Annotated in this window: 14 protein-coding genes and 1 tRNA gene; 5 read left to right on the forward strand and 10 right to left on the reverse strand. The window is 70.9% G+C overall.

Annotation, left to right across the window (positions count from 1 at the left end; all coding sequences use genetic code 11):
• Window positions 1-45: 45 nt before the first annotated feature.
• The 6 genes from holA to E6G06_19750 all read right to left on the reverse strand — a co-directional run bounded on the left by holA (window position 46) and on the right by E6G06_19750 (window position 5,320).
• Window positions 46-1,077 (reverse strand): DNA polymerase III subunit delta, encoded by a 1,032-nt coding sequence (gene holA / locus E6G06_19725; protein TML86790.1) that lies wholly within the window; start codon window positions 1,075-1,077, stop codon window positions 46-48.
• Window positions 1,041-1,817, reverse strand: a complete 777-nt coding sequence (gene folP, locus E6G06_19730; protein TML86803.1) for a dihydropteroate synthase — start codon at window positions 1,815-1,817, stop codon at window positions 1,041-1,043. The genes holA and folP overlap by 37 nt, the downstream gene beginning before the upstream one ends.
• Window positions 1,818-1,880: 63 nt before the next feature.
• Window positions 1,881-3,608: a ComEC family competence protein gene (locus tag E6G06_19735; GenBank protein TML86791.1), complete on the reverse strand. Its 1,728-nt coding sequence runs from the start codon at window positions 3,606-3,608 to the stop codon at window positions 1,881-1,883.
• Complete coding sequence (locus tag E6G06_19740) at window positions 3,605-4,276, reverse strand: hypothetical protein (protein ID TML86792.1); 672 nt, start codon at window positions 4,274-4,276, stop codon at window positions 3,605-3,607. Before E6G06_19740 ends, E6G06_19735 begins: the two co-directional genes overlap by 4 nt.
• 51 nt (window positions 4,277-4,327) lie before the next feature.
• Window positions 4,328-4,612: a DUF4157 domain-containing protein gene (locus tag E6G06_19745; protein ID TML86793.1), complete on the reverse strand. Its 285-nt coding sequence runs from the start codon at window positions 4,610-4,612 to the stop codon at window positions 4,328-4,330.
• Window positions 4,613-4,615: 3 nt separating this feature from the next.
• Complete coding sequence (locus E6G06_19750) at window positions 4,616-5,320, reverse strand: tetratricopeptide repeat protein (protein ID TML86794.1); 705 nt, start codon at window positions 5,318-5,320, stop codon at window positions 4,616-4,618.
• Between the two features lie 44 nt (window positions 5,321-5,364).
• Between E6G06_19750 and E6G06_19755 the strand changes: the two genes are divergently transcribed.
• The 3 genes from E6G06_19755 to E6G06_19765 all read left to right on the forward strand — a co-directional run bounded on the left by E6G06_19755 (window position 5,365) and on the right by E6G06_19765 (window position 8,339).
• Window positions 5,365-6,393: a phosphotransferase family protein gene (locus tag E6G06_19755; GenBank protein ID TML86795.1), complete on the forward strand. Its 1,029-nt coding sequence runs from the start codon at window positions 5,365-5,367 to the stop codon at window positions 6,391-6,393.
• 7 nt (window positions 6,394-6,400) lie between these two features.
• Window positions 6,401-7,243 (forward strand): PAC2 family protein, encoded by an 843-nt coding sequence (locus E6G06_19760; protein ID TML86796.1) that lies wholly within the window; start codon window positions 6,401-6,403, stop codon window positions 7,241-7,243.
• Window positions 7,244-7,328: 85 nt separating this feature from the next.
• Window positions 7,329-8,339 carry an LLM class F420-dependent oxidoreductase gene (locus E6G06_19765; GenBank protein ID TML86797.1) on the forward strand — a complete coding sequence of 337 codons (1,011 nt, stop codon included), beginning with the start codon at window positions 7,329-7,331 and terminating at the stop codon, window positions 8,337-8,339.
• A 24-nt stretch (window positions 8,340-8,363) separates the two neighbouring features.
• Here the strand turns inward: E6G06_19765 and E6G06_19770 are convergent, their stop codons facing one another.
• Genes E6G06_19770 through E6G06_19780 form a run of 3 tightly spaced genes read right to left on the reverse strand, consistent with a single transcriptional unit; the run spans window position 8,364 to window position 14,477 of the window.
• Window positions 8,364-10,019 (reverse strand): fatty-acid--CoA ligase, encoded by a 1,656-nt coding sequence (locus E6G06_19770; GenBank protein TML86798.1) that lies wholly within the window; start codon window positions 10,017-10,019, stop codon window positions 8,364-8,366.
• Window positions 10,020-10,050: 31 nt separating this feature from the next.
• Complete coding sequence (locus E6G06_19775) at window positions 10,051-12,033, reverse strand: PAS domain S-box protein (protein ID TML86799.1); 1,983 nt, start codon at window positions 12,031-12,033, stop codon at window positions 10,051-10,053.
• A 32-nt stretch (window positions 12,034-12,065) separates the two neighbouring features.
• Window positions 12,066-14,477, reverse strand: a complete 2,412-nt coding sequence (locus E6G06_19780; GenBank protein ID TML86800.1) for a leucine--tRNA ligase — start codon at window positions 14,475-14,477, stop codon at window positions 12,066-12,068.
• A gap of 79 nt (window positions 14,478-14,556) precedes the next feature.
• On the opposite strand from E6G06_19780, the gene E6G06_19785 reads away from it, so the two are divergent.
• Window positions 14,557-14,629 (forward strand) — tRNA-Ala (locus tag E6G06_19785).
• Window positions 14,630-14,695: 66 nt separating this feature from the next.
• Here E6G06_19785 and E6G06_19790 read toward each other — a convergent pair.
• A complete protein-coding gene (locus tag E6G06_19790) occupies window positions 14,696-15,460 on the reverse strand; it encodes a class I SAM-dependent methyltransferase (GenBank protein TML86801.1) in 765 nt (254 codons plus the stop codon).
• Window positions 15,461-15,652: 192 nt separating this feature from the next.
• Between E6G06_19790 and E6G06_19795 the strand changes: the two genes are divergently transcribed.
• Window positions 15,653-16,609: a TIGR03621 family F420-dependent LLM class oxidoreductase gene (locus tag E6G06_19795; GenBank protein TML86802.1), complete on the forward strand. Its 957-nt coding sequence runs from the start codon at window positions 15,653-15,655 to the stop codon at window positions 16,607-16,609.
• Window positions 16,610-16,828 lie beyond the last annotated feature (219 nt).

Raw genomic sequence — 16,828 nt, forward strand, 5'->3', positions numbered from 1 at the left:
CGCAGTCTCGCACGGCCGGACGAACTTGACCTCGGAGCGCGCTCGCTAGCGCCGCTTGCGCGGGGCCAGGCGGCTGAGCCGGGCCACCAGCACCTCGAGCACCAGCTCGCCCGGCCAGTCGATCGCGCCCTTGAGCGCGAGGTCGGCGTCGGCCAGCAGCGAGATGGCGCGGCGGATGCCCGCGGGTCCGAGGCGCCGAGCCTGCGCGAGGGCCTTGCGCGCCGGGTACGTCGAGCCCCTCAACCCCAGCAGCGCCGCGGCGGCCGCCTCGTTGGCCACCTGGGCGCCGTCCAGGCGCAGCATGCGCGTGTAGTGGGTGTGGAGCGTGGCCGTGATGACGAGCGGATGCCGGCCGCCGCCTTCCATCATGCGGTGCAGGTGGGTCAAGGCCGCCTCGGTGCTGCCCTCGTCGATCGCGTCGGTGAGCTCCCACGGCGCCACCCCGCCTGCCTCGCCGAGAAAGGGCACGACGTCGTCCGTCGTGAGCCGGGCGCCGGTTCCGTGCACGCCTTCGAGCAGGTTGAGCAGACCGACCAGCCGGCCGACGTCGTCGCCCACGTGATCGGCGACGGCCTTGGCCGCACTCGCGTCGAGGCGCACGGGCGCGTCCTTGAGGCGGCTCTGGAACCACGCCTTCGCGTCCTTCGCCTGCCGCAGGCTGACGTCGACGACGTGGCCGATCTTCTTCACCGCGTTGGGCACCTTCTGCGACACGACGCCCTCCGACGCGACCAGCACGAGCGCGGTGGACGGCAGCGGATCGTCGAGATAGGTGAGCAGGACGGCAAGCTCCTCGGCGGTGAAGCGGCCGATCCCCCGCGCCACGACGACGCGTCGATCGGTGAAGAACGGCGGCGTCTGCGCCGCATCTACCACGGCCGCGAGCTCGTAGTCGTCGGACGAGAAGTCCTCGACCGTCAGCGCCGCGTCACCCGCGCCCACCAGCTCGTCGACGAGCGTGCGAACCGCGTCGTTCACGACCACGGCATCCTCGCCCTTCACGAAGTAGGCGGGCAGGACGATCGTGCCCGTCGACACCGTCATGCGGCCTCCAGCACGGCCGCGATCGTGTCGCATACGCGTCGGGTGCCTCGCACATCGTGGGCGCGCACGATGCGACAGCCGCGCGCCACGCCGAGAGCCGCGGCGGCGAGCGACGCGTCGCGTCGCTCGGTGATCCCGAGGTCGAGCAACTTGCCGAGGAACGTCTTGTTCGACGCCGAGAGCAGCAGCGGGTAGCCGAGCGCGGCGAGCGCGGCGGACCGTCGCAGCAGCTCGAGCGACTGCTGCCACGTCTTGCCCAGGTCGAGCCCGGCGTCGACGACGATGCGCTCGGCCGGGACCCCGGCCGCTTCGGCACGACGGGCGCGATCGGCGAGGAACTCGCAGACCGCGGCCACGACGTCGCCGTAACGAGGCTCGGGGTCAGGGACGCGGGGCTGGAGGCGGATGTGGGTGGCGACCACCGTGGCACCCGCCTTCGCGCTCACGTGCAGGTAGTCGGGGTCGGCGAAACCGCTGATGTCGTTTCCGATCTCCGCGCCGGCCGCATAGGCGGCGCGCGCCACCTCGGACCGCCAGGTGTCGACCGAGATCGGGACGTCGAACCGCGCTCGCACGGCGGCGACGGCCGGAATGACGCGATCGAGCTCCTCGGGCTCGCCCACGTCGGGGCCCGGGCCCGCCTTCACCCCGCCGACGTCGAGGATGTCGGCCCCTTCGTCGACCAGCTGCTCGGCGCGGCGCATCGTGGCATCCAGCGCGAAGAACTCGCCGCGGTCGAAGAAGGAGTCGGGCGTGCGGTTGAGGATGCCCATGACGAGCGAGCGGGTGGCCAGGTCGTACTGGCGCGAGCCGATGACGAGGCGCACGCTCGGACGCTATTCGCTCGAGCGGAGACGCACGACGGCCACCAGCCGCGCCGCCCGCCGCTCGACTCGCACCCGGAGCGCGCCTGCGTCGACCTCGGTGCCGGCGTCGGCGAGGACGAGACGGGCGGGCACCCGGCGCGTCAGCGTCGCGGCCACGCCGGCCGCGGACCGGCGGCCCAGCACGAGCACGTCGATGCGGCGGACCCGCCAGCGGCGCAGCGCCGGGAGAACTGTCGCGGGCGAGGCCCGGTCGAGCTCGACCACGCTCGCGGCTCCCGACTGCCAGAGCCGGGCCCCTGGAGCGACCGGCGCAGCCCACGCCTGGCGCGGGGCGCGGTCGAGGAACGCGGGCGCGCCCAGCGTCGCCACCATCGCGACCAGGGCAGCGGCGCGCACGCGGCGGTGCCGCGCCACCGTCAGGAGGCACGCCGACGCGGTCACGAGCGCGACATGCGGCATGCGCAGCTCGCCTAACGGCAACCGGGCGGTGACGCGGGCGACCCCCGCGACCCATGCCACGAGCACGCCGGTCGGCACGTGGACGGCACGCGCCATCGCGCCGCCCACCACCCCCGCGGGCACACCCGCAGCCAGTCCCCACATCATCACGGGGCCCGCGGCCGGGACCGCCAAGACGTTGGCGGGCAGCGCCGCCACCGGCAGCCCGCCGAAGACCGGCACCAGCACGGGCGCGACACCGACCTGGGCGGCCAGCGTGACTGCGAACGCAGACGCCAGCGGTCGCGGGCCGGGCAGCGCGGCGGCGAGCGGGTGGGCGAACAGCGCGATGCCAGCGCACGCGCCGGCCGAGAGCAGAAAGCCCACCGATCCCACGAGCAGCGGGTCGACGAGGAGCACCCCGGTGACCGCGAGCGCGAGCAGGCGCAGGCTCGAGACCGGGCGACCGAGCGTCGAGGCCACCATCGCGACACCTGACATCGCCTCGGCTCGCAGCACCGACGGCTCCCAGCGCGTGACGAACCCGAAGAGAACGAGCACTGCAACGCCGGCCGCGAGCCGGCCCCCGAGGCTCATTCGCCCGAGCAACGGCGACGTGAGCGCGAGGACGAACGCAACGTTCTGCCCTGATACGACGAGGAGGTGGGTGAGCCCCGAGGCCCGGAAGTCGTCGACGGTCTCGACCGACTGCGCGCGGTCGTCACCGAGCACGAAGCCGGCGAACAGGGCGCGGCGGTCGTCCGGAAGCGACGCCGCCCCGGCGACCAGCGTGCGGCGCACCCCGTTCGCCAGCCGGCTGACGGGCCCGCCGAACGCCCACGAGCCGACCTCGTCGATGCTGAGCCGCGCCCCGACGTGCCGGCGGGCCAGTCGATCGCGCGCCGCGGGCGGCACCGGCTCGAGCCGGCCCGCTACGGAGATGCGCTCACCCGCCAAGCGATCTCGCAGGCGTCCGGCGGCCCCGCCGCGCGCCCACGCCTCCACTCGCCCATGTCCGAGGCGCAGGTCGACGCGGACCGCACCATCGAAGTCGTCGGGGTCGCTCACCAGCGTGGCCACGCCCGACCACCCTCGCGGCGATGCCGGCCGAACGCCGGCCCACGCGCGAGCCGAGCAACCCGATGACAACAGCGCGGCACCGAGGCAGAGCAGGACCGGTGACCGACGGGCGAACGCGAGCGCGACGACCATCAGCGCGACCGGCAACGGCACGGGCACGGCGACGAGCGCGCCACCCGCGGTCGACAGCGCGAGCACGATGGCCGCCCCGTCGCTCACACGGTGACCTGGTCGCGGAGCGACTCCATCTTCGCGGGGCCGATTCCTCGTATCTGCAAGAGGTCCTGCACGGATCGGAAGCGCCCGTGCTGCTCGCGCCAGGTGATGATCGCCTGCGCGGTGGCGGGCCCAACACCGGAGAGGGCCTCGAGCTGGTCGGCCGTCGCGGTGTTGAGATTGACCGGGCCGCTCCGCGTCGAGCCGTCGCCGGTCGGCCCGGGCCCGAGAACCGCCGGCGGCGCCTGTCCCCTGTGCGGCACGAACACGCGGTCGCCGTCGGAGAGCCGGGTCGCCAGGTTGAGAGGATCGAGGTCGGCGTCGGGAGTGGTGCCGTCCGCGGCGGCGACCGCGTCTGCGACGCGCGCGCCCGAACCGACGGGGTAGACACCGGGACGGGCGACGGCACCGGCCACGTACACCACGACGGGACCCGGCACCGTGGTGGTGGCCGACACTCCCGCCGGCGGCATGGCACGCGGTAGCGAGAGCTCCGCGGGAGGGGGGGACCGCAACAGGCGCAAGCCGACGACGCCCAGCCCGATCGCCGCCACTGCACCGAGCGACGCCGCGACCAGGCCGGCAATGGAGAGGGGAAGTTGGGCACGGAGGTCGCCGAGGCGCGCCCGCCAGTCGCGCGGCGGCTCCGGGCGGAGGAGTTCGTGGCTCACGTCGCGCTCCCGGGAACGAAGGTCGTCGACCGGGGAAGTGGCGCTTCGACCCTAGCGGCGCACCGACCGCCTCGCCACCCACTCGGCTTCGACCTCGAGCGGGATGCGGAGGTATGCGCCACGGTGGCCGTACCCGCGCCAGCGCCATCGCACGTACGCGGCAAGGTAGCGGCGCAGGAAACCCAGCACACCGAGCTCGCGCCACTGGCGCACGTGCTCCTCCTCGTGACGCATCAGCCGGCGGTCGTCCGCCGCGCGCCGACGCACGATGATGAGCGACCCGAGCGTGATGGCATCGGCGCCGGGCGGAACGGGACCGCCCTTCCAGACGCGCACGCGCTAGTACAACCGAGCCGTGAGCCGCTTGCGATAGGTCGCCGTCCGCGGGTCGTCGGCGCCCAGCACCTCGAGCAGATCGACGAACTGTTGACGGGCGTCGTCGTCGTCCTTCACCCGTTCGAGCAACGCGTCGAGACGCGCTTCCACGCCGTCGCCCGCCACCACCGCGTCGCCGCCCACGCGCGCGAGCGCGGCGATCCGTCGCGTCTCCGCCGTCTCCGGGAGTCGCTCGAGCAGGGCGAGCGCCTCGTCGCCCTGGCCTCGGACGACGAGCAACTCGGCGAGGGCCGTCACCGCGCCCGGATGATCGGGCTGCAGGTCGAGCGCGGCGCGTAGGGAGGCCTCGTCACCTGCCGCGACCAGACGGTCGGCTTCGGTCTCGGCCGGTGCCAGCCGGTCCACGAACTCCTGCACCGCGGGCTCCGGAAGCGCCCCGATGAACGAGTCGACGATCTTGCGGTCCTGCAGCGCGAAGACCGCGGGGATGGACTGCACCTGGAACGTCGTCGCCACGCGGGGGTTGGCGTCGACATCGACCTTCACGAGCGCCACCTTGCCCTCGGTCGCGGCCACCACCCGCTCCAGGATGGGGCCCAGCGTGCGGCACGGACCGCACCACTCGGCCCACAGGTCGACCACCACCGGGACTTCGGTGGAGCGGTCGAGCACATCGCGTTCGAAGGTGTCATCGGTGACGTCGAGCATGTCGCATCTTGTCAACCCGGTGGGTGGCCGTACGATTCCGACCCATGACCACAGCCGTCGAGGGCATCCAGGCCGACCGCGTGACCCGCTGGTTCCAGGACCACGTCGACGGCGTCGTCCCGCCCCTCGAGTTCTCGCTCATCGCAGGCGGTCACTCCAACCTCACCTTCAAGGTCACCGACGCGGCCGGCCGGGCCCTCGTCCTCCGCCGCCCACCGCTCCACCACGTCCTGCCGACCGCCCACGACATGAGCCGGGAGCACAAGATCATCTCCGCCCTCGGCCCGACGCCGGTGCCGGTGGCGCCGGCGATAGGCCTCTGCACGGACGAGGCGGTCAACGGCACGCCGTTCTACGTCATGGACTTCGTCGAGGGACACGTCCTGCGCACGACGGAGATCGCCACGGCCGTCTTCGACGAGGCGCAGCGCCGGGTCGCAGGTGAGTCGCTCGTCGACGTGCTGGCCGAGATCCACTCCGTCGACGTCGATGCTGTCGGGCTGGGCGACCTGGGCCGGCGCGAGGGCTACATCGAACGGCAGCTGAAGCGGTGGTGGTCGCAGTTCGAGCAGTCGAAGACCCGTGAGGTCCCCGTCCTCGAGGACGTATACCGCGTGCTCAAGTCGCGCGTGCCGGAGCAGGGCGGCGCCACGATCGTGCACGGCGACTACCGGCTCGACAACACCATGCTCGGCGACGACGGTCGGGTGGCGGCCGTGCTCGACTGGGAGATCTGCACGCTCGGCGACCCCCTCGCCGACGTCGGGTTGCTGATGGTCTACTGGTCCGAGGCCGGTGACGAGCTCGAGTCGCTGCCCTCCTCCCCCACCGTGCTGTCGGGCTTCCCGAGCCGCAAGGAGGTCGCCGACCGCTACGCCGAGCGCTCCGGGCGCGACCTGAGCGGCCTCGACTTCTACGTCGCGTTCGGGTACTGGAAGCTGGCGTGCATCGTCGAGGGCGTCTACGCGCGCTACGTCGGCGGCGCCATGGGCTCCGCCAGTAGCGGCTTCGAGCACTTCGGCAACCAGGTCGTGCGCCTGGCCGAGGCCGCGCGCGCCGTGGTCGACGGATGACCGGCTGATGTCGCTCTACGAGCTGCACGCCCGCCCGTCGCTCGACCGTCCGGTGCTCGTCGTGGGCATGGAGGGCTGGATCGACGCCGGGCTCGGCGCTGCGACCGCCATGGCCACGCTGCTGGGCGCTGTCAACACCGAGCCCGTGGCCACGTTCGACGTCGACACGCTTCTCGACCATCGCGCCCGGCGTCCGATCGTCCGCATCGTCGACGGCGTGAACACCGGGCTCCGCTGGCCGGAGATCCAGCTGCGCGGCGGCCACGACGCCGACGGCCACGACCTGCTCCTGCTCCTCGGGCCCGAGCCCGACCACCAGTGGCGCGCGTTCACGGCTGCAGTGGGCGAACTCGCCACGTCGTTCGGCGTGGGCCTGGTGATCGGTCTGGGCGCATTTCCCGCACCCGTGCCGCACACGCGTCCGGCGCGTCTGGCGTCCACGGCCACCACCTCCGAGCTGGCGCACCGCGTCGGCTTCCTGCCCGGTGCCCTCGACGTGCCCGCGGGCGTGCAGGCCGCGCTCGAGCGGGGCTTCGCCGAGCTCGGGATCCCCGCGGTCGGGCTGTGGGCCCGCGTGCCGCATTACGCGGCGGCGATGCCCTACCCGGAGGCCAGCGCGGTGCTGCTCGAGGGGCTCACGTCGGTGGCGGGGATCACCACCGACACCGGCGACCTGCGCCGGGCAGCCGAGGCCAGTCGCCAACACCTCGACGAGCTCATCGCCAACAGCGAGGAGCACATCGCGCTCGTGCGCCAGTTGGAGACGCAGGTCGACGCCGACGTCCCCTCCGGCGACGAGATCGCGGCCGAGGTCGAGCGCTTCCTGCGCGGCCAAGGTCCCGGCACCTGACCTTCAGCTCGTTCGAGTCGAGACGCGCGCGAACACGAAGTCGAGCTCCGTCGTCATGCGGCTGTCGACGCTAGCGTCGCATCCCATGAAGGTGGACGGAGGCATCCCGTTCGAGCTCGACGCGGTCGCCGACGCGGCGCGCGCCGCCGAAGCTGCGGGCTACGACGGTGCCTGGGCGGCCGAGACGAGCCACGACGCGTTCCTGCCGCTGCTCCTCGCGGCCGAGCACACGGAGCGGCTCGAGCTCGGCACCGGGATCGCGGTGGCGTTCCCCCGCAGCCCCATGCACCTCGCCGTCGTCGGCAACGACCTGCAGTCCTATTCGAAGGGCAGGTTCCTCCTCGGGCTGGGCTCGCAGATCAAGGCTCACATCGAGAAGCGGTTCAGCGCCACGTGGACCCGACCTGCGGCGCGCATGCGCGAGCTCATCCTCGCGACGCGCGCCATCTGGGACTCCTGGAACCACGGCACCAAGCTCGACTTCCGGGGCGACTTCTATACGCACACGTTGATGACTCCGTTCTTCAACCCGGGGCCGAACAGCTATGGACCGCCCAAGGTCTTCCTCGCTGCGGTCGGCGCGCGCATGACCGAGGTGGCCGGAGAGGTCTGCGACGGGCTGCTCGCACACGGCTTCACCACCGAGGCTTACCTGCGCGAGACCACCCTGCCTGCGCTCGAGCGGGGGCTCGGCAAGGTGGGACGGTCGCGCGCCGACTTCGAGATATCGATGCCCGTCTTCGTCGTCACCGGCGTCGACGAGGAGCAGATGACCAAGGCCGACCGGAGCGTGCGCGAGCAGATCGCGTTCTACGGGTCGACGCCCGCCTACCGGGGCGTGCTCGAGACCCACGGCTGGGGCGACCTGCAGGGCGAGCTCAACTCGCTCTCGAAGCAGGGTGCATGGGCGGAGATGGGCACCCGCATCGACGACGACATGCTCGACGCGTTCGCCGTCGTCGGTGAGCCGGAACAGGTCCCCGGCCTGATCCGAAGGCGCTACGGCGACATCGTCGACCGGGTGAGCTTCTACGCGCCGTACCGCTCCGACCCCGAGCGCTGGCGGGCGGTGCTGGCGGGCTTCAAGTCCGACTGACCGCGCCTGGGTGAAGTCGCCCGCTCAGATGGGCTGGAGCTCCTCGCTCAGGTAACGGCTGCGGCACAACGCCCGCTGGAGCTTGCCCGAGGAGGTCTTCGGCAGGGTGCCGGGGCTCACGAGCACGAGATCGCGCAGCGACACGCCGACCGCCTGGCGAACGCTTCGCGACACCGCGTCGCGCACCGGACCGATCTCGTCGGCCTTGGTCTCGGCCACCACCACGACGTCCTCGCGCCCGCGACGCCCCTCGACCCCGAAGGCGATCACGTTGCCCGCGCGCACGCCCGCGACCGAGGCCACAGCACGCTCGACGTCCTCGGGGAAGACGTTGCGGCCGCCGACGATGATGACGTCCTTGATACGCCCGCAGACGACGAGCTCTCCCTCGACCAGGTACGCCAGGTCTCCGGTGCGCAACCAACCGTCGCGGAACGCGCGCGCCGTCTCGGTGGGTCGCCGGTAGTACCCGGGGGTCACCGATGTGCCGCGGATCTCGAGCTCGCCGACCTCGCGTTCGCGCATGGCCCGCCCGGTCTCGGGCTCGACGATGCGGAGCTGCAGACCCTCGACGGGCTTCCCGAGGCGGGCGAGCCGGCGGGTGCCGACCTCGCCGGCACCGCGTGGGGCCGCGTAGCGGTCGGTCTCGAGCACCCGGCGGTCGATTGAGTCGACGGTCATGCCCGTGCCGGGCCTGGGGAACGTGCCCGCGATGGTGACCTCCGCCATTCCGAACGCGCAGAAGACCACACGCGGGTCGAGGCCATGCCGCGCGCCCGCGTCGCAGAAGGCCTCGACGGTCGAAGGGTCGATGGGCTCGGCGCCGTTGAGACCGATCCGCCAGCGCGACAGGTCGAGCCCGTCGAGGCGCGCCAGCGCCCGCGCCGCGAGCGCGTAGGCGAAGTTGGGGCCTGCGGTGGCGGTCCCGCCGAAGGCGGACATCCATTCCATCCAGCGCGCGGGCGACGCCATGAAGTCCTGGGCCCCGGCCAGCACGAGATCGGTGCCGGTGATCATCGGCAGCGTGAGCAGCCCGATCAACCCCATGTCGTGATAGAGCGGCAGCCACGACAGGAGGACGTCGTTCGCAGGGTCGAGCGCGACGCCCGCGCGCGCCGCGTCGAGGTTCGCGAGCACCCGGTCGTGCGGGAGCATCACGCCCTTGGGTTCGGCGGTCGATCCGCTGGTGAACTGCAGGATCGCCAACGCTTCAGGGTCGTCGCGCGGGCGCTCGTAGTCGCGGGCGCAGGGCCGGCCCGGCCCGGGAGCGAGCTCCGACAGCAGCGCCATCGGCGGGTCGCCGGGGCGAGGCTCCAGGAACGGAGCCAGATCGTCGTCGAGGACCACGAGCGCGGCGTCGGCGGCGGTGGCCCGGGCGCGCGTCTGGGCGACGAACTCCTCGATCGACCCCAGGCGCATGGGGAGCGGGAGGACGACCACCGTCGCCCCTGCCAGCCAGGTCGCCTCGATTGCCGTCACGAGCGGACGCGTCGTCGGCCCGAGGAGGGCGACGTGGTCGCCGGGGCCGACTCCCCTCGCCTGCAGCGCGGCGGCCACGCCTCGCGCGTCGTCGTGGATCCGAGCCCATTCGACCCGTTCCGCCGCTTCTGAGGCGCCCACGAACGTGATCGAGCCACTCTGAGTGGTGGCGCGCTCGATTCGCGTGGCAATGGTGGTCATGAGGGCTTCGACCCACCCCCTGCCGAGAGCGTTACCTCCCGGTTACCCGAAGGACGAGGACGGCCACGTCGTCACGGGGCAGACCGGGCTGGAAGTCGAGGGCGGCCTGCTTGACGCGGTCGGCGATGCCCCGTGCGTCGAGGTCGCCGCTTCCCGCCACGAGCTCCCGCAAGCGCTCGGGCCCGAAGATCTCGCCCACACCGCGCGCCTCGGTGACGCCGTCGGTGTAGAGCACGATCACGTCGCCGGGCGCGAGCTCGACCGTGTCGTCGACCAGGGTCACGTCGGGGAAGGAGCCGAGTAGCAGACCGGGGTGGCCGAGCTGGCGCACGGTGCCGTCGGAGCGTCGGAGCAGCGGGGGCAGGTGCCCGCCGCGTGCGAGCAGGACGCGTGCGCCGTTCCCCGTCGGAACGATCCGGCAGAACACGGCGGTGAGGAAACGGTCGTCGGACTGCTCCCGCAGGATCGCGTCGTTGAGCAGGCTGAGCACGCTGCTCGGCGCTTCCCCGCGGAGGGCTGCGGCCCGCAGGGTGTGCCGGGCGAGACCCGTGAGCGCCGCCGCCCCGGTGCCCTTCCCGCAGACGTCACCGATGACCGCGGCCCACGCGCCTCCGCCGATCTCGAAGACGTCGTAGAAGTCGCCGCCGATGTCGTTGCCCTCGCCCGACGCGCGGTACGCGGCGCCGACGTCGACGCCGGGCACCAACGGCAGCGTCGGCGGCAGCAGGCTCGCCTGGAGCGTGTCGGCGACGCGCCGCCGGTCTTCGTAGAGACGGGCGTTCTCCACTGCCAGTGCCGCACGCCGCGCCAGCTCTTCGACCAGCATCAGGTCGTCGACGTCGTACCGGCGGCCCGACGCCGAGATGCCCAGCCAGAGGGCTCCCACGACCTGGCCCTGTGACGCGAGCGGCGAGACGATCAGCGACTGCACGTCGCCCAGCGTCCCGTCGGTCACATCGCGCAGAAGCTCCGACTCGCCGGCGCGAACCCGCCGCGGCACCGACATCAGCGCGGAGACCTCGGCCCACGCCGGATCGGCCCCGACCGAGGCGATCCGGCGGAACGACCGGCCGTCGTCGAGCAGGTCGATCGCGCACCAGTCGGCGAGGAGCGGGACGACGAGGTGAGCCAACTGCGAGAGCGTGGCCTCGTACTCGAATGATCCGCTCAACACGGTCGTCGCCTCGATGAGGAAGCTGAGGCGCTGCTCGTTGCTCTCTCGCTCGAGCTCGGCTTCGCGCCGCGCGGTGATGTCGCGAGTGACACCCAACATGCGCACGGGCACTCCGCGGGTATTGCGAAACGCCTCTCCGACGGCCAGCAACCAGTGCACCGAGCCGTCGGGCCACACCACGCGCAGCTCGGTCTCGTAACGGCCGCCGTGTTGCACGGCGGTGGTGATCGCCTCGCGCACGAGCTGACGATCGTCGGGGTGAACGCGGACGAGGAACGCCTCGAACGTCCCCTCGAACTCGTCGGGCGCGAGGCCGAACAGGCGCTCGACGTGCTCCGACCACACCAGGTCGTTGGTGGGGATGTTCCAGTCCCAGATGCCGATGCGTCCGGCGTCGATCGCGAGCTCGAGGCGCTCCTCGACCATCCGCCGCGCGGTCAGGTCGATGAAGCTCGAGATCACCAGCTCGGGTTTTCCCGAGCGTCCCGTGACGGCAACGGCCTCGTTCCACAGCCACCGGCGATCGCCGTCGGGAAGCGTGATGCCGACGAGCAGCTGTTGCTTCTCACCCGTGCGCAATGCGGCCGCCGCGGGCTGTTCCTCGAGGCCGAGGTCGTCTCCTTTCTCGTCGGTGGCCCGCCACCCCTCGCGAATGGGGGTGGCGCCGCTGATCTCCGCGAAGCTCAGCCCGATCAGCTCGAGGGCGGCGGTGTTGGCGTAGACGGCGAAACCGCGCGCGTCCTGCAGGATGACGCCGCCGGCGATCGCATCGAGGAGATTGCGAGCCTCATCACCGAGCACACCCGTCGCCAGGACCGGCCAGGCGCTGCCGTCCGTCACCGCCTCTCCTTCCCGTCCGCCGAGCTTCCTGTCTACACCACGACGTTCACGAGCTTCGGTGGGCGGGGGATCACCTTCTTCGGCGGTTGCCCGCGGAGATGCTCCTGCACGCGTGGCGAGCCCAGCGCCAGTCGCTCCATCTCGTGGGCGTCGATGCCGGCATCGACCTCGATGCGGTCGCGCAACTTTCCGTTGACCTGCACCACCATCGTCACCCGCTCCTCGAACGCGAGCTCGGCGTCGGCTCGTGGCCAGCTCTGCTCATGGACGTGCTCGCCGGGATGGCGGTGCTCCCAGAGCTCGGCGGTGATGTGGGGCGCCATGGGGGCGAGCAGCAGGAGGAGCGAGTCGATGGCGAACGGCGTCGACCCCCGCTTGTGCAGCAGGTTGACGAACTCCATGAACGACGCCACCGCGGTGTTGTACGACCAGCGCTCGTACTCGTCGGTCACGCGCTCGATCAGCCGGTGCGTGGCGCGGGTGATCTCGTCGACTGAGCCGGGCGCGGCTTCCGGCACCGCGGTGCTCCCGGGGCTCGCGAGCCGCCACAGTCGGTGGAGGAACCGCGCCGTGCCTTCGATACCGGCGTCGCTCCATTCCACGTCGTCCTGCGGTGGGCTCACGAAGAGATGGAACAGCCGCAGGGCGTCGGCACCGACCGACTCGAAGTACTCCTGCGGGCGCACCAGGTTGCCCTTCGACTTCGACATCTTGGTACCGCTCATCCGGATGATGCCCTGGGTGAACAGCCGCGCGAAGGGCTCGCGCAGCGTCTTGGGCGCGACCTCGAGATCGGCGAGCGCCTTGGTGAAGAACCGCGCGTACATCAGATGCAGGATGGCGTGCTCGATGCCGCCGATGTACTGGTCGACCGGCAGCCAGCGCTCGACCGCGTCGGCGTCGAAGGGTGCGCTGTGGTTCCACGGGTCGGCAAAGCGAAGGAAGTACCACGACGAGTCGACGAAGGTGTCCATCGTGTCGGTCTCGCGCGTCGCGGGCCCGCCGCAGATCGGACAGGTCGTGTGCAGGAAGCCGTCGTGGAAGCGCAGCGGAGATTCGCCCGTGGGACGGAACTCCACGTCGTCGGGCGCGAGCACGGGCAGCTCGTCGTCAGACACGGGCACCGGCCCGTGATCGGGGCAGTAGACGATCGGGATCGGACAGCCCCAGAAGCGTTGCCGCGATAACAGCCAGTCGCGCAGGCGGTAGTTCACGACGCGTCGCCCGATGCCGCGGTCCTCGAGCCAGTCGATCGCCCTCGCGATCGCCTCGGTGACGGGCAGCCCGTCGAGCCACGCGCTGTTGATGGCGGGGCCGTCGCCCGTGTAGGCCTCGCCTTCCCACCCGTCGGGAGGCTGGACGGTGCGGATGATGTCGAGGTCGTGGAGCCGGGCGAAGTCCCAGTCGCGCTGGTCCTGGCCCGGCACCGCCATGATGGCCCCGGTGCCGTAGCCCATCAGCACGTAGTCGGCCACGTAGACAGGAACCGGCTTCTCGGTGAAGGGGTTCATCGCGTACGAGCCCGTGAACACGCCGTCCTTGCCGGCCTGGCGCTCGACGTCGGTGACCGTGGCCACGCGGGCGACGAACGACTCGACCGCCTCGCGGTGCTCGTCGGTCGTGAGCTCGGGCACCAACGGGTGGTCGGGTGAGACCACCGCGTAGGTCATGCCGAAGCTCGTGTCGGGCCGGGTCGTGAACACGCGCAGCGCCAGTGCCCCGTCGTCGCGGCCGACGATCGTGAGGTCGAACTCGGCTCCCTCCGAGCGGCCGATCCAGTTCCGCTGCATGACCTTCACCCGTTCGGGCCACTGGAGATCGTCGAGGTCGTCGAGGAGCTGATCGGCGTAGTCGGTGATCCTGAAGAACCACTGCTCGAGGTTGCGCTTGATGACGACGTCGCCCGACCGCTCGCACGTGCCGTCCGCCAGCACCTGCTCGTTGGCCAGTACCGTCTGGCAGCCCGGGCACCAGTTGACCGGCGCCGCCTTCCGGTATGCGAGGCCGGCCTCGAGGAACCGGAGGAAGATCCACTGCGTCCAGCGGATGTACTCCGGGTCGTGGCTCTTGATCTCGCGCCGCCAGTCGTAGGACGCACCCAACTGCATCAGCGACTGCTTCAGCTCCTCGATGCGCGCGTCGACGAAGAGGCGGGGGTGCGAGCCGGACTGGATGGCTGCGTTCTCCGCGGGCAGCCCGAAGGAGTCGAAGCCGATCGGCGAGAGCACGGCATGACCGTGCATCGTCCGATAGCGGACGATGAGGTCGCCGAACGTGTAGTTGCGTACGTGGCCCATGTGGGCGGGACCGCTCGGGTAGGGGTACATGCAGAGCACGTAGAAGCGAGGTCGGGGGTCGTCGTTCTCGACCTCGTACGTGCCCGCGTCGGACCACCGGCGTTGCCACTTTCGCTCGATCGCCTGGACGTCATAGGCCTCGGCCATCCGACGATGCTAACGGTGGCCGCGGCCAAATCCGTGCCCGATTGGGCCGGGATCGCCGCTGCTATCGTGGGCCGTCCTCGGGGCTGTAGCTCAGTTGGTAGAGCGCTTGCATGGCATGCAAGAGGTCGCCAGTTCGATTCTGGTCAGCTCCACTGACCTGCTGCTCTCGCGGAGACGTCCCGACGCTCCGCTACGCACCAGCCCCGGTCGCCGGCGGCCTAGACGAGCGCTCGGATCCAGAACCGCTCGGAGGCGACCCGGATGGGGACGCCGTGCAAGCGGAGCAGCGAGTCTCGGTGGCGTTCTATCGAGAAGTCGCGGACTCCCCATGGCACGTTGCTGAGGTACCACGCGAGCGCGCCGATGTCGGCGAACACGGTGGTGGCGGTGCCGACCGCTGACTGTTCGACGCGCAAACCCGCGCGCTCTAGTTGCTCGACCGCGAGGTCGATGTGGAAGTCGTCGTCAGGGGGCGGTTCGAGTGCGAGGAGCTCGTGGAACTGGCGCGCTCCCGAACCGGCCTGCTGGGTGACGAACACGCCCCCGTCACGCAACGTTCGGCGAACCTCGGCTGCGACGAAGGATTCGTGACGATTGACAACCAGGTCGAAGGCCGCCTCGCGGAAGGCGAGGCGACCGTGAGGTTGGCGGGTCGCCTGATCGGCGTTGTCGACCGCGCCCTCGTCTTGCACGACTGCGATGCCCAGAGGTCCAAGCCGAGCGGCGGCGATGGGGACGTTCGGGGGCCAGCTCTCGGTGGCAACGGTACGGGCCGCGCGGCGCCGCCGGCTCAGCCATTCGCCTCCTCCGGTGCCCATGTCGAGCATGGACGCGGCGCGGACCGCCTCGTCGTCGACGATTCGTTCAAACGACCACGGCGGCGGCTCGAGGACGAGACGATCGCCGAGCAGGGACAAGTCCCAGCCGTGAAACGGGATCTCGAGCGCGTTCTGGAGTAATTCCTCGGCCGTCGACGGCGTCATCAACTCGATCTTGACCGAAGTCAATGACGCACGCCGCTTCCGATCACAAGAACGCTCGACCGTCAGCCACCAGCCGGCTGCGGCGAAGCTTTGACTGCGCCGAGCGGCAGGTTCTGGCGCGCGACGCGCGGCGCAGTTGCCCTGCCGTCTGGACCTGGGTCCGGCGATTGCTCTGTGGTCTAGGGTTCGCCGATCGCGACTCGACTCTTCCGTTTCGGGGTGCAGGACCGCAGCGCGTCCGATGGGGCGTCATGGGAGGCAACGGCGCGCCGTTATGAGGAGCTCGGTTTCGCAGTCCTCACTGTGGCGGACCACTTCGATGACCAACTTGCGCCGATCGCCGCGATGACCGCGGCGGCGTGCGCGACCACGACCTTGCGGGTCGGGTGTCTCGTCTTCGACAACGACTACCGGCATCCCCTTGTGTTCGCCAAGGAGATGGCAACGCTCGACGTGATCTCGGACGGCCGCGTCGAGATCGGGATGGGTGCGGGGTGGATGGGATCGGACTACGCCGACGCCGGCATCGCCTACGACCCGCCGGCCACGCGCGTTGGTCGCTTGATGGAAGGCGTGCGAGTCGTCAAGGCGCTCCTCGGCGACGATCCAGTCCACTTCGCTGGCGAGCACTACACGATCCGCGGGCACCAGGCGCTGCCCAAGCCCGTCCAGAAACCGCACCCACCAATCTTGATTGGAGGCGGCGGTCCGCGAGTGCTCAGGTTTGCGGCCCGTGAGGCTGACATCATCAACGTGAACCCGAGGAACCTCGGCAACGAGAGCTGGGCCGAAACCAACGTGAACGACGCGACCGAGGAAGCGACCGACCGAAAGATCGGGTGGGTGCGGGAGGCCGCCGGCGCACGGCTCGACGACCTCGAACTCGGCGTCACAGTCGCGTTCGTGATCGAAACCGACGACCGCGTCGCACTCGCTGAGAGCATCGCCTCCGGTCTGCCCCAAGTCGACGGACGCCCCGCAGATCCCCACCGAGTCCTTGCCAGCCCTCACGTCCTCATCGGAACGATTGACGAAATGGCAGCCACGCTCCAAGAACGTCGCGACCGATGGGGATTCTCCTACGTCAGTTTCGTCGCGGACGCCGTCGACACGGTCGCGCCGCTCGTCAACCGCCTGGCGGGCACCTGACACACCGCACATGTCCGACGACAACGACGCGTAGCGATCCCAAAGCGCCCCTATCGCCTGCGGTCTCAGGGGGTCAACGCAACGCCTCGTCGAGTGATTGAGATGGTGACCTCCATCCGAGAGTTTGTCGAGGCCGGCCGTTGAGTTCTGATGCGACCCCGTCGAGGTCGGCCTGTGTGTAGTGCGCGATCTCTGAGCGTTTGGGGAAGTACTGGCGTA

The sequence above is a fragment of the Actinomycetota bacterium genome (genome assembly GCA_005888325.1).
Classification (GTDB): domain Bacteria; phylum Actinomycetota; class Acidimicrobiia; order Acidimicrobiales; family AC-14; genus AC-14.

Bases quoted from the DNA above. Each gene is read 5' to 3' on its own strand.
- E6G06_19765 (TML86797.1), top strand. From the start codon at position 7,329: ATGAAGGTGGACGGAGGCATCCCGTTCGAGCTCGACGCGGTCGCCGAC.
- E6G06_19770 (TML86798.1), bottom strand. From the start codon at position 10,019: ATGACCACCATTGCCACGCGAATCGAGCGCGCCACCACTCAGAGTGGC.
- E6G06_19790 (TML86801.1), bottom strand. From the start codon at position 15,460: ATGACGCCGTCGACGGCCGAGGAATTACTCCAGAACGCGCTCGAGATC.
- E6G06_19755 (TML86795.1), top strand. From the start codon at position 5,365: ATGACCACAGCCGTCGAGGGCATCCAGGCCGACCGCGTGACCCGCTGG.
- E6G06_19750 (TML86794.1), bottom strand. From the start codon at position 5,320: ATGCTCGACGTCACCGATGACACCTTCGAACGCGATGTGCTCGACCGC.
- holA (TML86790.1), bottom strand. From the start codon at position 1,077: ATGCGACACGATCGCGGCCGTGCTGGAGGCCGCATGACGGTGTCGACG.
- folP (TML86803.1), bottom strand. From the start codon at position 1,817: ATGGGCATCCTCAACCGCACGCCCGACTCCTTCTTCGACCGCGGCGAG.
- E6G06_19760 (TML86796.1), top strand. From the start codon at position 6,401: ATGTCGCTCTACGAGCTGCACGCCCGCCCGTCGCTCGACCGTCCGGTG.
- E6G06_19780 (TML86800.1), bottom strand. From the start codon at position 14,477: ATGGCCGAGGCCTATGACGTCCAGGCGATCGAGCGAAAGTGGCAACGC.